Annotated in this window: 12 protein-coding genes and 1 tRNA gene; 6 read left to right on the top strand and 7 right to left on the bottom strand. The window is 68.3% G+C overall.

The window, feature by feature from the left end; translation table 11 throughout:
- Nucleotides 1-60: 60 nt before the first annotated feature.
- Entirely contained in the window at nucleotides 61-810 is a 750-nt protein-coding gene (locus OG747_RS40460) for a hypothetical protein (RefSeq protein ID WP_405884318.1), read from the bottom strand.
- Between the two features lie 61 nt (nucleotides 811-871).
- Complete coding sequence (locus tag OG747_RS40465) at nucleotides 872-1,684, bottom strand: SAM-dependent methyltransferase (RefSeq protein WP_405884319.1); 813 nt, start codon at nucleotides 1,682-1,684, stop codon at nucleotides 872-874.
- Between the two features lie 200 nt (nucleotides 1,685-1,884).
- On the opposite strand from OG747_RS40465, the gene OG747_RS40470 reads away from it, so the two are divergent.
- Complete coding sequence (locus OG747_RS40470; protein WP_405884321.1) at nucleotides 1,885-2,658, top strand: sulfite exporter TauE/SafE family protein; 774 nt, start codon at nucleotides 1,885-1,887, stop codon at nucleotides 2,656-2,658.
- 21 nt (nucleotides 2,659-2,679) lie between these two features.
- Nucleotides 2,680-3,426 carry a cobalt-precorrin-6A reductase gene (locus OG747_RS40475; RefSeq protein ID WP_405884322.1) on the top strand — a complete coding sequence of 249 codons (747 nt, stop codon included), beginning with the start codon at nucleotides 2,680-2,682 and terminating at the stop codon, nucleotides 3,424-3,426.
- 178 nt (nucleotides 3,427-3,604) lie between these two features.
- Here OG747_RS40475 and cobF read toward each other — a convergent pair whose 3' ends face one another.
- Both cobF and OG747_RS40485 read right to left on the bottom strand, forming a co-directional pair.
- Nucleotides 3,605-4,375, bottom strand: coding sequence for a precorrin-6A synthase (deacetylating) (cobF, locus tag OG747_RS40480; protein ID WP_405884323.1), 771 nt, complete (start codon nucleotides 4,373-4,375; stop codon nucleotides 3,605-3,607).
- A gap of 71 nt (nucleotides 4,376-4,446) precedes the next feature.
- Nucleotides 4,447-4,974 carry a DUF309 domain-containing protein gene (locus OG747_RS40485; protein WP_405884324.1) on the bottom strand — a complete coding sequence of 176 codons (528 nt, stop codon included), beginning with the start codon at nucleotides 4,972-4,974 and terminating at the stop codon, nucleotides 4,447-4,449.
- 101 nt (nucleotides 4,975-5,075) lie between these two features.
- On the opposite strand from OG747_RS40485, the gene OG747_RS40490 reads away from it, so the two are divergent.
- Nucleotides 5,076-5,149, top strand: a tRNA-Pro gene (locus OG747_RS40490).
- Nucleotides 5,150-5,248: 99 nt separating this feature from the next.
- Here the strand turns inward: OG747_RS40490 and OG747_RS40495 are convergent.
- Together OG747_RS40495 and OG747_RS40500 are read right to left on the bottom strand one after the other, a co-directional pair.
- Nucleotides 5,249-6,466, bottom strand: coding sequence for a tyrosine-type recombinase/integrase (locus OG747_RS40495; RefSeq protein ID WP_405884325.1), 1,218 nt, complete (start codon nucleotides 6,464-6,466; stop codon nucleotides 5,249-5,251).
- Nucleotides 6,456-6,785: a helix-turn-helix transcriptional regulator gene (locus OG747_RS40500; RefSeq protein ID WP_405884326.1), complete on the bottom strand. Its 330-nt coding sequence runs from the start codon at nucleotides 6,783-6,785 to the stop codon at nucleotides 6,456-6,458. Before OG747_RS40500 ends, OG747_RS40495 begins: the two co-directional genes overlap by 11 nt.
- Before the next feature lie 714 nt (nucleotides 6,786-7,499).
- Between OG747_RS40500 and OG747_RS40505 the strand changes: the two genes are divergently transcribed.
- Nucleotides 7,500-8,528 carry a hypothetical protein gene (locus OG747_RS40505; protein WP_405884327.1) on the top strand — a complete coding sequence of 343 codons (1,029 nt, stop codon included), beginning with the start codon at nucleotides 7,500-7,502 and terminating at the stop codon, nucleotides 8,526-8,528.
- Nucleotides 8,529-8,871: 343 nt separating this feature from the next.
- On the opposite strand, the gene OG747_RS40510 is transcribed toward OG747_RS40505, so the two are convergent.
- Nucleotides 8,872-9,960 (bottom strand): hypothetical protein, encoded by a 1,089-nt coding sequence (locus OG747_RS40510; RefSeq protein ID WP_405884328.1) that lies wholly within the window; start codon nucleotides 9,958-9,960, stop codon nucleotides 8,872-8,874.
- Nucleotides 9,961-11,307: 1,347 nt separating this feature from the next.
- On the opposite strand from OG747_RS40510, the gene OG747_RS40515 reads away from it, so the two are divergent.
- A complete protein-coding gene (locus OG747_RS40515) occupies nucleotides 11,308-13,368 on the top strand; it encodes a GNAT family N-acetyltransferase (RefSeq protein WP_405884329.1) in 2,061 nt (686 codons plus the stop codon).
- Nucleotides 13,365-13,844, top strand: a complete 480-nt coding sequence (locus OG747_RS40520; RefSeq protein WP_326818684.1) for an ASCH domain-containing protein — start codon at nucleotides 13,365-13,367, stop codon at nucleotides 13,842-13,844. The genes OG747_RS40515 and OG747_RS40520 overlap by 4 nt, the downstream gene beginning before the upstream one ends.
- Nucleotides 13,845-14,065: the final 221 nt, after the last annotated feature.

The raw sequence follows: 14,065 nt of genomic DNA on the forward strand, positions 1-14,065 counted from the left end.
CTGTTTACGCGCGAACCGGCGGAACCCCTCGCGGCAAAGTGATGTTGGAGCGTTCGGCGGTCAGCGGCTCGGCTGCCGGGTCGAGTCCCGTACGACGAAGAGGCGGGTGGGTCTGGCCTGGGTCAGTTCCACCCAGCGGGCGAGCTCGTGCTCGTGCGAACCGGTGCGCGTCGCCCGCGCCACGGCGGCCGCCGCCGTGTCATCGGCGTGGCCGTCGCGGGTCAGGAGACTGAGTGGCCAGACGGGCACGGACGGCTCCGAGCCGTCGAACGGGTGCCAGTCCCACGGCGCGTCGAAACGCCAGGCGCGTCCCGCAGCATCCGCGACCTCGTCACCCGCCACCAGGCAGGCGTACGGGCGGAACAACAGGTCGAGGGCGATCGGGACCCCGTCGTCGGGGACGATCTCGTAGCCCTGCCACTCCAGCTCGGGATCGTGGGACTGCCCCGCGCGCAGCACCACCACGTGCATGCGCGAGCGCGGGAGGCGCCCCGTCTCCCGCGGTGGATCGAACCGCTCGACCTCCCTCACATGCACCACGGTGGGCGGGATACCGACCCGGCACACCGCGCCGACCTCGAGATCCCGGGTCGGCGGCTCGGTGCGGAACAGCTCCAAGTCCCAGTCGTACGAGGCAGGATCGCCGGCCAGGGCCACCTGGCCGTTCCACTCGATCCACTCGCACTCCGGGTCCACCTCCCACCACGGCCACTCGACGACCACCTCCTGCCGGGTCAGGCGGGTGACCCGTGCGTCGGTGTACGGGCACGAGACCAGCAGGACATCCCCCACGCGGTGATCCGCTCCCACAGCCTGCCTCCTGAGGGCCGTGTCGCGAGCCGTGATCATCGGCCCAAGTCCCCTGCTGTTGCTAGGGCTTGAAGCCGACGCCGCCGTACAGCGGGACGGGCGCGTCGCCGATCTCGTCCTCGTCCAGGGCGAGCTCGGGATGCCACTTCGCCACCGACACGACCCCGGGGTCGACGAGGTCGAGTCCCTTGAAGAAGCGGCTCACCTCGGTGTGCGAACGGGCCACGAGGGTCACGCCGCCCGCCGCGTACGCCGCGATGCCGGTCGCGACCGTCACGGGGTCGTAGTCGGCGGTCATCGCGGACAGGACCAGGCAGCTACCCGGGGCCAGTGCGTCGACGAGGGTGTCCACCACGTCGTACGCGCCGTCCTCCTCGGAGATGAAGTGCATCAGGGCGATGAGCGAGAGCGCGACGGGCCGGTCGAAGTCGAGGACACGCGCGGCATGTTCGAGTATCTTCCCCGGTTCACGCGCGTCGGCCTGCAGGTACTCCGTCATGCCTTCGGGGGTGCCGCGCAGCAGGGCCTCGGCGTGGGCGAGAACGATCGGGTCGTTGTCGACGTAGACGATCCGCGCGTCCGCGGCGGCGGCCTGGGCGATCTGGTGGAGGTTCGGCTCCGTGGGAATGCCGGTGCCGACGTCGAGGAACTGGCGGATGCCTGTCTCCCGCACCAGCCAACGGGTGGCGCGCTGCATGAACCAGCGGTTGCTGCGCGCCGAGCGCGGGGCGTTCGCGTCCAACGACATGATCCGCCGCCCGAGTTCCTCGTCGACCGGGTAGTTGTTCTTGCCGCCGAGGAACCAGTCGTACATCCGTGCCGGGTGCGGCCTGCTGGTGTCGATCCGCTGGGCGGAAGGTCCCGTCGCGGTCATGCGGCACTCCTCTGCTCACGCTCGTGTCGATGTTCGAGCAGTCTTCCACGGCTGACGGGGGAGGCGGAGGCGTTCTCCGCTCGCCGAGGAGCCCGGGCTCGACCCGGCGCGGATCGACGAGGGACCGAGGGCGGCGCAGGGGTCACCTGGCGAGATGGTCCTTACGCGAGGAGATGCCTGCGCCTAGCATCGGTTCCCGCATGAACACAATGACGCTCTGGCACATATCCGGCTGGGAATTCGCCGCGCTCGCCGCCGCGGCCCTGCTCGTCGGCTTCTCGAAGACCGCCGTCAGCGGGGCCAACACGGTCAGCCTGGCGATCTTCGCCGCCGTGCTGCCCGCCCGCGCCTCGACCGGCGTACTCCTGCCCCTTCTGATCGTCGGGGACGTGCTCGCGGTGCTCACCTACCGCCGGCACGCCCACTGGCCCACGCTGTGGCGGCTGTTCCCGGCGGTCGCCGCGGGTGTCGTGCTCGGCACGCTGTTCCTGGTGTGGGCCGACGACGGGATCGTACGGACCTCGATCGGCGCGATCCTGCTGCTGATGGCGGCGGTGACGATGTGGCGCCGGCGGGCCGCCGCGCGGGACGAGGAACCCGACTCGGTGAGGACGCGAGCGGGCCGGGTCAGGGCCCGCTCGTACGGCGTCCTCGGCGGCTTCACCACCATGGTCGCCAACGCGGGCGGCCCGGTGATGTCGATGTACCTCTTGTCGGCGGGCTTCCGCAAACTCGGCTTCCTGGGCACCTCGGCGTTCTTCTTCCTGATCGTGAACGTCTCCAAACTGCCCTTCAGCGCGGGCCTCGGCCTGATCGACGGGCATTCGCTGCTCCTGGACGCGGCGCTCGCGATCTTCGTCGTACCGGGGGCGGTCCTCGGCAAATGGGCCGTGCACCGCATCAACCAACTGCTCTTCGAGCGGCTGGTCATCGCGGCGACGGTGGTGGGCGGGGTGCAGCTTCTGCTGCGCTGACCACCTCGTAGGCTCGACGCCATGTCCTCCCACGTCCTGGTCCTCGGCGGCACCACCGAGGCCCGCGAACTCGCCGCCGACCTGGCGGCGCGCCCCGGCGCGCGTGTGACCACGTCCCTCGCGGGACGCGTGTCCCGGCCGGGGGCGCTCGACGGGGAGGTACGCGTCGGAGGCTTCGGCGGGGCGGAGGGGCTCGCGCAGTGGCTGCGCGAGCACCGCGTGGACGCCGTCGTCGACGCCACCCACCCCTTCGCCGCACGCATCACGGCGAACGCGGCCCGCGCCGCCGCGGCCACCGGAATCCCGGCCGTCGTGCTGCGCCGCCCCGGCTGGCGCCCCGGCCCCGACGACCGCTGGTACTGGGCCGCCACCCTCCCCGAAGCCGGGGCCCTCCTGCCGTCCCTGGGCCGCCGTGTCTTCCTCACCACGGGCCGCCTGGGGCTTGCGGCCTTCGCGCACCTCCCCGAACTCCACTTCCTCGTCCGCTCGGTGGAGGCGCCCGAGCCGCCGCTGCCCCCGGACGCGGAGGTGCTGCTCGCCCGTGGTCCGTTCACGGTCGACGACGAGAAGGCCCTGCTGCGCGAACACCGCATCGACGTCCTGGTGACGAAGGACAGTGGGGGAGACGCAACGGCCGCCAAACTCACCGCCGCACGCGATCTCGCGCTCCCCGTGATCGTCGTACGTCGTCCCCCGCTCCCGGAGAACGTGACCACGGCCCCGGACGTGCCGTCGGCCCTGGCGCTGCTGAACCTCGGCCCGCGATGACGGAAGCCCGCACGCGCTCGACGGCCCGGAGCACTTCGCCGTCGCCATGACACCTTCGGACCGCGGGCCCCTCTGCATGTGGGGCGACCCCGCCCGGTGCACCGGCGCGGAACCCTTCGGTCCGCCGTACCCGGTCCGCCGTACCCGGGCCCCGTACCCGGGCCCTCGGCCGAGCGGCCTACGCGCGCGGATTCCTGCGCAGCAGATACGTGTCCATGATCCAGCCCTTGCGCTCCCGCGCCTCGGCCCGCAGCCGCTCGATACGGGGAGCCGTCTCGGCTATCGGGCCGGCGGCGAGGATCTCGTCGGGCGTGCCGATGTAGGCACCCCAGTAGATGTCGATGTCCTCATCGGCGTACTGCCGGAAGGTCAGATGGGCGTCGAGCATCACGACCACGTCGTCGACGCCGTCCGGGAAGCCCTCCGCGAGCCGTCGCCCCGTGGTGATCTGAACGGGACGCGCGACCCGGTTCAGGCCGGTCCGATGCCGGGCGACGAGCGCGGAGACACTGCTGATGCCGGGCACGACGTCGTACGTGAACGCCACGGCGCCCCGGTCCAGGATCTCCTGCAGGATTCCGAGCGTGCTGTCGTACAGCGCGGGATCGCCCCACACCAGGAACGCGCCGCTCTCGTCCTCGCCCAGTTCCTCGGCGATCAGCCGCTCGTAGATGTCCGCGCGGGCACTGCGCCAGTCCCCGACCGCGGGGGAGTAGGCAGCGCCCCCGGCGGCCCGGTCGCGGTCCGGGTCGCGCGCCTCGACCAGGCGGTACGCCCCGTCCGGTATGTGTGCGTCGAGGATGTCGCGGCGCAGCTGGACGAGGTCCGACTTCACCTCGCCCTTGTCCAGGATGAAGAACACGTCGGTGCTCCTCAGCGCCTTGACCGCCTGCAAGGTGAGCTGGTCGGGGTCGCCCGCGCCAATGCCGATGACATGAATCTTTCGCACACCCCGAGTCTGCCGCACGCCACTGACAGTGGACGCACCGCACCCGGGTGACGGCGCGCGCACCGCACCGATCAGCCCCGGCGACCCCGCAGCCGAGGAGCCCACGCCACCGCGCTGATCGCGGCACCCTCACGCTCCACGACCGTCGCCAACCCGCGAGCCCAGGAGGTCAGTTCGGTGAGCTCCAGCCCGTACGGACGGCCCTGGCCGACGGCCCCGGCCGCCCACTCCTCGACGGCCCCGGCCCCGCGCCGCAGTAGCCGGGCACCGCCCGTCGTGTTCCCCCGGGCCGCGTGCGTGAGCCCCACCGCGAGCTGGGCCAGGCCCCGCCAGAGCGCGCGCTCGCCCTCGGGGCCCGACTTCCAGGCGTCCTCGAAGACCTCGTGCGCGTGGAACGGTTTCCCGGCGTCCAGCAGCGCCTGCGCCTGTGTGACCGTGTCCTCGGGGCTGCGCACCACGCCCTCCGGCTGCCGCCCCACGCCGTTCGCGCCGTAGGGCAGTGGCCGCCCCAGACCGTCCCGCGGCCGGGCGCTCCGTGCCCGGCCCGCCGTGTCCCGATCCCGCCCGCCGCCCTGCCGACCTCCGGATGTTCCGCTCATGCCCCGATTGTCGCGCGCTCCGCGCCCCTTGCGGAGCAGCCTCCCGACGTGGGGTAAAGTTCTGTTCGCACGATCACGCGGAACACCGCGGGTGAACGCATCGGGACGTGGCGCAGCTTGGTAGCGCACTTGACTGGGGGTCAAGGGGTCGCAGGTTCAAATCCTGTCGTCCCGACTGGAGACAGTCGCAGGTCAAGGCCGGTTTCGGAGGCATCCGAAACCGGCCCTTGGTCATTCTTGGGGACCAGTTGGGGACCGGCGTTCTTGACCGGCGTCAGCGGGTCATGACGATCGGGCCCGGCAGGGAGCGGGGGGCGCGGAGCACGCTGAGGTGCGCGGAGAGTGCTGCCCCGGCGGCCGTGATCTTGTGTACGTCGGGGTGTAGGTAGCGCTGGGTGGTGGTCAGGGAGCCGTGGCCGGCGATCCTGCGGAGGACGTGCACTTGGACTCCGGCGTCGGCGAACCAGGTCAGTCCGGTGTGCCGGAGGTCGTGGCGGCGCAGGTGCTCGTAGCCGAGCTTGGTGACCACGTCGTCCCAGTGTGTGGCGTCGCGCAGGACGGCGGTGGAGATGCGTCCGCCGCGCGGGCCGGTGAACAGACGGGCGTCGGGATTGGGGCCGGCGGACAGGATGCGCTGGGCGACGAGGGGTCGGATCTCCTCGACGATGGGAACCTTGCGGGCCCGCTTGCCCTTGGTGCCCTTGTCGGTCAGCCCGCCGGGCGCGGGTGTGGTCTGACGCCGCACGGTCCAGATCCACTGGCTGGTGTCGATGTCACCGACGCGGCATCCCGAGACCTCGCCGATCCGGGCGGCGGTGCAGGCGGCGAAGAGGACGACATCTCCCCAGCCGCGGTAGTGGTCGTGGGAGGCGGCCACGAGTGCGTCGGCCAGTGCGAGGAGGGTTTCCCAGTCGGGCAGGGCCAGCGCGCGTGGGTCGAGGAGTTCGTCCTCGGCCTGCTTGTAGAGTTTCTGCCAGCCGGTCACCCGGGCGGGGTTGACCTTGATGATGCCGTCACGGACTGCCTGCTCCATGACGCGGACCAGGACGGCGATGGTGTTCTTCACCGTTGAGCGGCTGTGTTCGTCGGCGATCCAGTTCTGCACGGTGCGGTCGACGACGCCGTTGGTGATCATCCGGACCGCGAGGTGGCCCAGGGCGGGGACAACGCGCATCCGCCACCCGGACAGGTAGGGGTCCAGCGTTTTCAACTCCAGGCCGCGCAGGGCGAGGTCCATGTTCGCTTCGCCGTATTCGGCGAGCTTCATGGTGGCCAGCGACGGGGACAGGCCGGCCTCTGCGGCCTCGATGATGGACTGGAGCCATTCCTGCGCTTCTTCTTCGCTGTCCTTTCCCTCGGACAGTGACTGGCGGCGCTTGCTGGTCGGATCGGTCCACCGGACGCGTGCCCGATACGGAGTGGGGCGGTCAGGGCGGTACTCGATATCGGTGGAGAGGCGGACACCGACAGGAACACTGGTCTTATCGGCCATTGAGCCCCTTGGCAGGGACGGTACGTCGGCTGCGCAGCCATTCCTCGACGTCGAGGGCGCTGTACATGACGACGCGTTCCGAGACCGTCACGAAAGGCGGCCCCTGAGGAGGCTGAGCGGTGCGCCAGCGGCGGAGAGTTGAGGCGTCCACTCTCAGACAAGCGGCGAGGTCACTGGTCGAATACCAGGCGTTGGTCAGGAGAGGCGCTTGGGTATCAGGTGAGACGACATGATGGGGAGGAGCTGCAGGGTACGCTGCGGCCTCCTTCTCGTGATGCGGTTCGGCGTTGGCAATGGCTGTTATCGACTCATTGGGCAAGTGCGGCTATTCTCCGGGGAGTACGGAACACTTGACGGATCTGTGGAAGAGTCCAGAGACGGACGACACAGTTCGCGACCGGAGAATGCGCGCGGCGAATTTCGAGCCGGTAGTGGCGACGCACCTTCACTGTCGCTTAGGTCCGTGGTTGTGCTCGGGAGCGGACGTTGGCGAAATAATCGTCTCTGGAAACGCCGGTTTGGCTAACCGGCGTTTCCGAGTTATGGTGCCGACCGTGTCGGATGGCAGCAGGGCGCTGAGCTGCGTAGATGGCCTTTCGGCTGTTTCACCGCCATGTTCGTTGACGCAGCGGAAGTTCCGGGAATTTCTCACGGGCCCCCTCTTGTCGTCGGCCGCCCTTTCGGTCCTGAGCAGGTTGAGTGGGGTGCGGGCTGCGGCTCGTGACTGGTGAGGGGCCTGGAGTCGGGGTTCCGCGAGAATTACGCTCGGCCTACGCCCCTGCCAGACCGCCGCCTGCTGACAGTCATCTGGAGCGGTGGGGGTGCGCACACGGAGTCGCTGAGGCTGGCTTCGTTCTTGTACGCGGCTTGGTTGTCATCCCGACGATCGTTGTTTGCGGGTGGCGTTCAGTTAGTGTCAGCTGGGACTCTGGCGTCCACGAAGTACGGAGCACAGTGCGAAGTGACCGCTCGAAAAAGCAATCCGACGCCATACAGTGAGCGGCCTATCGCGCGAGCTCGACGGGCGAAGGCAGTGGATTTGGTCGAGCGCCTTGTTGCCGAGGGACGTGTCTGTTTCACCGACCTCGATGACGACGAGGTTGCGGAGTGGCGGCGTGCGGTCGATTTCGCCAAGCGGCACGGCCTGGAACCGCAGGGCAAACGCATCGAGAAGGCCCGGATCGGCGCACGCGGGCTGGAGATGTTTCTCGCTGAAGGTCCGCATCCCAACGCGCGGAGTCGGCGGCCGGAGGCTGATGCATCGGTGGTGCCGGTGACCACGCGGCTGAGTTCTCTTCATCCGGCTGTGGCTGCGCTCAGGGACGATGACGGACAGCTCGTCGTTCCCCCTGTGCTTCGCCGCCGGTCGCTCTTGCTGCTGCAGGCGCTGGCTGCCGAGGCGGTGCGGCGAGGATACGAGGTCAAGCAGAGCCGGTCGTGCTATTCGCGGCGCGAGGGGGGAGTGGACGTGGTGGTCGGCGGTTTCGCGTGCGCGGTCAGTGTCAGGCAGGAGTTCCCGCAGTCGACGAATGCAGAGCGCTCCGCGCGTATTGTCGTCGAGCTTGACCATGGCCGGTCTGGTCGGCCAGGGCGGTGGCGAGACCGGAAGAGCAGGGCGCTTGAGGACGCCCTAGAGGTGATCCTTGGGGAGGTCGAAGCGCGAGCGACGGAGGACGCTCAGCGCAGGGAGCACGAGCAGCGCGTCATGGCGGAGCGCGAGGTCGGTTGGCGGGCGGCCATGGAGGAGGCAAGGAAGCGAGCTGTTCAGGACCAACTGGCCGAGGTGCTGCGCGAGGAAGCCGGACGCTGGCAGGAGGCCGCCGTGCTCGGTGCGTACTGCGATGCTCTGGAACGTCGTCTTGCCCAACCGGGTGATGTGGACGAAACCACTCTGGGATCGGCCAGACGCTGGTTGGAGTGGGCACGTGAATTTGTACGGGCGATCGACCCCTTGAACCGGCTTCCGGAGATGCCGACTCCAAGGGAGCCCACGTCGGACGAGCTCAAGGCACACCTGAAGGGTTGGAGTCCCTATGGACCGGGACCTCGAGGCGGACAGTAACGCGCACAGCGGGCGGTTCGTGGAGTCGTCCATGTGTTTCCGATGACGCATCATGTGGAGTGCGTTGCCATCCTTGAACCGGTCGCAAAGGGCGCCTGACCTGCGGTTTCGCGCGTGCGCATTATGTGCGGTGTGGGCGTTACGGGTGATATCTTGACGCTGAAATGACGCTCGTGACGCTCATTTGACGCTCGTTCTGACGGGACGTCACCTGACTCATCGTGCAGGTCGTGCCAGGTAGAGGGCGCGTTCCCGCGGGCTGTCTTTGCAGGAACTCGAAGGAAACTAAGCCGAGTTCCTGCATGCCGTAGTTCGGCGGGTCGGACGTTGGCGGAGCGGGCGCTCAATAGGCCGGTCCGTAAGGGCTCCAGTGCCCGAGGAAGGGCCTTAGGTCGTCGGCTCGCGGTTCGGGGACGTCGGGCAACCGGGGTGGTGAGCTCAGCGGGTTGAGGCGCTCGACGGTGGTCGCTGCCCAGCTGATCCATGCTTCGGCGTCGGTTCTGGCCTGCCCCGGTGGCATGGCCTCGACTCGCGCGCGCACGGTGCTTACGTACTCGGTCAATCGGGTGGCGTGGCGCCAAGCCGCTTCCTTCGCTTCGAAGTGCCTGATCCGGTACGCCTCCGCGTACCGGATGCGGGCTTCTTCCATGGCGGCTTCCCAGCGGATGCGCTTCTGGCGTGCCGCTTCGATCTCGTCCTGGCGTCTGCGTTCAGCGGCCTCGCCGCGGAGAGTGACCTCTTGGGCGATCTCGGCGAGCTGCTCTTCGAGGGAGCAGCCGTGGGTGTCGGCCCACTCGCTCGCCCGGTGCGGCTGGCCGCCGCTGAGGACGGAGCGGAGCCGTTCGGACGGGGTGTAGTCGAAGCGGGGGATCCTGACCCAGGAGTCCTTCTTGGCCGCGGCAAGTTCCTTCTCGGTGGCGACGTGCTCGGTCCGGTCTTGCTCCTGGAGGACAAGGAACCCCACGGTCTGGCCCCGTGCGGTGATGGTGAAGTGGGGAGATCCGCTGCGGCGGCGATGAGACGGGGGAGCGAAGCCGGTCCGTCCAGGAGAAGTGGAATGTCCTATGGCCACGGCAGCGGTGATGAGCGCCTGGATGAGCCGGAGGGCACGTCCTTGGACGGGCTTCGTGAGGCCCAGCGGTTGGGTTTCGCTCTGCATGGCCAGTACCACGGTGTGCGGACGCGCGAGCCGCGACGACACGGAGATGGGTTTGAGGACGGCAAGGCGCCAGGCGGGGATGTCGACGAGCTTGATCTCGTACCCGCCACGGCACCAACCCCCGTATAGCTCCTTCGTCTCCGGGACCCTTCCGGACCTACGTGCCGCGGCGACGCGGGACGGCCACTTCTCCAAGTCCGGGCCGCTGCCGCTCTTGACGATCCGGCCGCCGGCGTCCGCAAGCTCCTGCAGCAGCTGTTCCGTGAACGTCATACGAGGCTGTGATGGAGGGCTTGGCGTCCGCCCGGTGGCCGGAGTTTCGTGCGCTCGGGGGGACCGGGGTCGTGGAGCGGTGGCCTGGGTCTTGGGCGGGCGTGACCCGCGGGGAGGGTAGGTGCCGTGCGCCAGGTAGTGCTGGCCTGCACCCGTCAGGTCGACGCTCCACTGCCCGCCCTTCCGGGAGACAGTGACCAGGCCCCGGTTCTGCAGTGCCTGACACGTGGTCTTGTAGGAGCTGGTCTCCCAAACGCCAGCAGGACATCCGGCTCCCACCCACTGCAGCACTGACAGTTGCCGCTCATTGACCTGCCGCTCCAATGGCCCGCCTTCGACTTGAGGTTGACGTACGACGGCGGCATGTTGTCAGTTCCGTTGGTCAGCGACGGGCGGTTCGAAACAGTTCGCTCGAACGAGCTGGGGCTGACGCGGACTGTGTGTACGCGGCGATGGCGGCGTAAGGCCGACCGGTGCGTGGCCGGCTCTTCGCCGAGGGGAGCGATGCGTTGCCATTGTGCGGGCGAACTGGATGCTCGTGCGGGCGTCGAATTCCGCCCTTGCCGTCACTTCGGCCTCCGTGAGCTGCTGGCGACTTAAGGCGTCGTTCGAGTTCGGCTCGTGTCGGCTTCTTCGGGGGTGGTGGAGGTAGGGGCTCGGTTGCTTCCGGTGGCTCGCCACGCAGTCCGATGGGTTCGAAGGCCACGATTGTTTGCCGGTCTTTCCCGCACTCAGAGCATCGCCTGCCGTATGACCCGGCCGAGAGGGGGTCGGGATACGTGTAGTGCGCCTCCGTCTCGATGATGTGGCCGCAGTACAGCCGGACACGCCACCGCATGATCTCGTGGTCGGCCTTCTTGAAGGACTGCATCAGCTTCGCGACGTTCTCGAACGCCTGGCGACGACGCTCCGCCCTCTCCGGATCTGCCCGGCACTTGGCGTCGTCCTCCTCGACCTGACGCCGAGCCCACTCGCTGATCTCCTCGCTCTGCTTCTGACGGCGGTGGTTCCCGCGCGTGAGTTCATACTCCTCCAACGGAACCCCGCTGCTCCGTTACTCGACTTCGCGCATGACGGCAAGCGTAGAAGCGGCGTCCACGCTGCTGTGGAGAAGATCGGTCTTGATCAACCAGCTCGCGGATTCTGCCCATGAGTGACCGCCGGAGTGTGTACTGGCCCAGAGGGGCCGGGATGGCTGATCGGATTTGCGGTCACAGGAGTCGCTGCGGGCTGTCTGGTGAGTTCCCGCCAGTTAGCCGGTTTTGATCGATCGGTGGCTCGGCACTGACGCTGTTGGGCAGTATGCCGTCCTGGGGCATTGTCGGTTGGGAGAACCGGAGGGGGAACATGGCGATCAGAGTGCTGCCGGTGTCTGCGGAACGGTTGGAGCTGCTGGACGCGGTTGTCGCTTTGGGCGACCGAGACACGAAGTATCTGGGTCTGCTCACACCGCCTGCCTACCGTAAGCACGCCGAGGACGGCGGCCTGCTGGTGGCTGTGGATGACGAGGAGGTCGTCGGTTACGCGCTCTTCCGGCTGCCTAAGCGGAGTCTGTATGTTCGTCTGGCTCATTTGTGCGTGGCCGAGGAGCATCGAGGCAGGGGTGTTGCTCGTGAGCTGATCGAGGCGATCCGCGCGCGGCATGCTCATCGGCTTGGTATTCGTGCGAAGTGTCGGCGCGACTATGGGCTCAGCGGTATGTGGACGGCGCTGGGCTTTGTTCCCAAGGGTGAGAGCCTGGGGCGGGGCAAGGACAAGGAGACGCTGGACACCTGGTGGCTCGACCTGGGGCACGAGGATCTGTTCACCGAGGCCCAGAGTGATGCGCTGCTGGTGGTGACCGTCGACCATGGCGTGTTCGCCGGGCTGCGCGGTGCGGGTGCGGAGCGCGCGGTTGAGGAGTCGCGTGCTCTCGAAGCGGGGTGGCTCGCCGACCTGATCGAGCTCGCGTTCACTCCGCAGCTTCTGCACGATGTGCGTGATGTCGAGGAGCGTGAGGCGCGCAACCATCAGCGTGCGGGGCTTGCCGAGTTGCGGTCACTGTCTCCCGACAGCGCTGCCGTGGCCATCCGCTTGGAGGAGCTGGCTGCGGCAGTGAGGAAGGAGCTGCCTGATGTCCCCCTCGATGGCCGGCAGCGCGCCCGCTTGCGCTACGTGGCCGAGACGTCGTGTGCCGGGCTCCAGGTGTTGGTGACGCGCGATCCCGCACTGGCGGCTCTGGCGGACATCGCCTGGGACGTCGCACGGGTCAAGGTCGTCGCGCCAGCTGTGGTCACGCTGCATGTGGACGAACTGCGCCAGGCCCAGGTGTACCGTCCTGCGGATCTCATGGGCACTGCTTTCTCCGCCGAGGAGATCGCGCCAGGCGGTGAAGGAGAGCTGGTCGCCTTCTTCGACCAGGCCGAGGGCGACCGTGGAACGGGCTTCGCGGAGCGGCTGAAAAGCCTCGCCAATGACGGGGTGCTGTGGCGCAGGGAGTTGCTCCGGGACGGAGAGGGGTATCCGGTGGCCCTTTACGTCTGGGCGATGGACGGCCGCACGTTGAACGTCGCGTTCCTCCGTACGGCGTCGCACCTGCTGGAGGAGACACTTGCACGGCAACTGCTGTTCATGCTCAAGCGGCTTGGCCGGGAGCGAGGGGCGCAGGCGGTCCGTATCACCGATCCGTTCCTGTCGCCGACGGCGATGGCGGCTGCCGGCGCCGACGGTTTCACCGAGGACGAGAGCGGCTTCACCGCACTCCTGGTCGACGTCTGCGGACCTGCTGAGGCGGTCTCGGAGAAGGCCGCGGAGATCGCGGGCCGGATGAGGCGGTCGACGCCATGGCTGGATGATCGCGTGTCGCCCGAGATCGCGAGCATGGCCGAGCGGGTGTGGTGGCCGGCCAAACTGACCGACACGGCCCTGCCCTCCTTCATCGCACCCATCAAGCCGCGCTGGTCCACGGAGCTCTTCGACATTCCGGCCATGCTTGTTCCCCGGGACGACGTACTGGGCATCAGCCGCGAGCACGTCTACTACCGCTCGTCCGGACACCGAGGAGAAAGCGTTCCCGCCCGGATCCTGTGGTACGTCAGTGAGGGGACTTCCGGGCAGCAGGGCAAGATGGTCATCGGCTGCTCGCGCCTCGACGAGGTGGTCATCGACGACCCCGACACCCTCTTCTCGCGATTCGAACACCTGGGCGTATATGGTCATGCCGAAGTGCGTGCCGCAGCCGATGTGTCGGGCAAGGCCATGGCGTTGAGGTTTTCGGACACGGAGATCTTTCCCGTACAGGTGACGCATGCACGAATGACCGCGTTGGCCAAGGGGCTGGGACTACGGTGGGTACCGCCGATGCAGCTGTCGAAGATCAGCAACACGCTGTTCCAGGCCATGTACGAAGAGGGGCACCGAAAGACGTGAGTGATCCGGAGCGCGCGATGCTGCTGTCCGTCCACCCTCGGTTTGCCACGGCGATCCTGGCTGGGACCAAGACGGTCGAGGTTCGCCGGCAGCGCGTCGCCGCCCCACCGGGAACTCCTGTGCTCCTGTACGCGACCGCGCCCACGATGGCCATTGTGGGCATGGCGCGGATCTCTTCCGTGCAGGTGGCCTCGCCGCGGGAGGTCTGGTCGGCCAACCGCACGAGCGCTGGGATCAGTCGGCGTGAGTACGACGAGTACATGAGTGGAGCGACCCAGGCCAGCGGTCTGTCACTCGAAGAACCGATCACCTTCGAGGCCCCGGTACCGCTGGCCGCGCTGCGAGCCTCGGGATCGTTCCATCCGCCGCAGAGCTACCGGTACTTGACCGGTGAAGACCTCCGGAAGGTCGCTGAGGCGGCACCGGTGACTGGGGCGGCCCTTCAAGGCGCATTGAACGACCTGACACCGGCCTAGGCCGATTGCGCCTCCTTAACGTGCGGGCGAGGTGGCGCTGACGGCAGGGCGGCCGACGGGCGTGGGGGGCTACTCAGGACTTGCGTTGAGCAGCAGGGCCAAGAGCGTTGCCACGGCCACGCCTGAGCCGATGGCGACCAGGTCTCCTCGGGAAGACGGTCCGTGGTGGGTGCGCGCCGGGATCACACCCCGACTCGCAGAGCCGGAAGCCGGCGGGTGAC

Origin of the sequence: Streptomyces sp. NBC_01384 (assembly GCF_045040035.1) — a bacterium.
Lineage (GTDB): Bacteria > Actinomycetota > Actinomycetes > Streptomycetales > Streptomycetaceae > Streptomyces.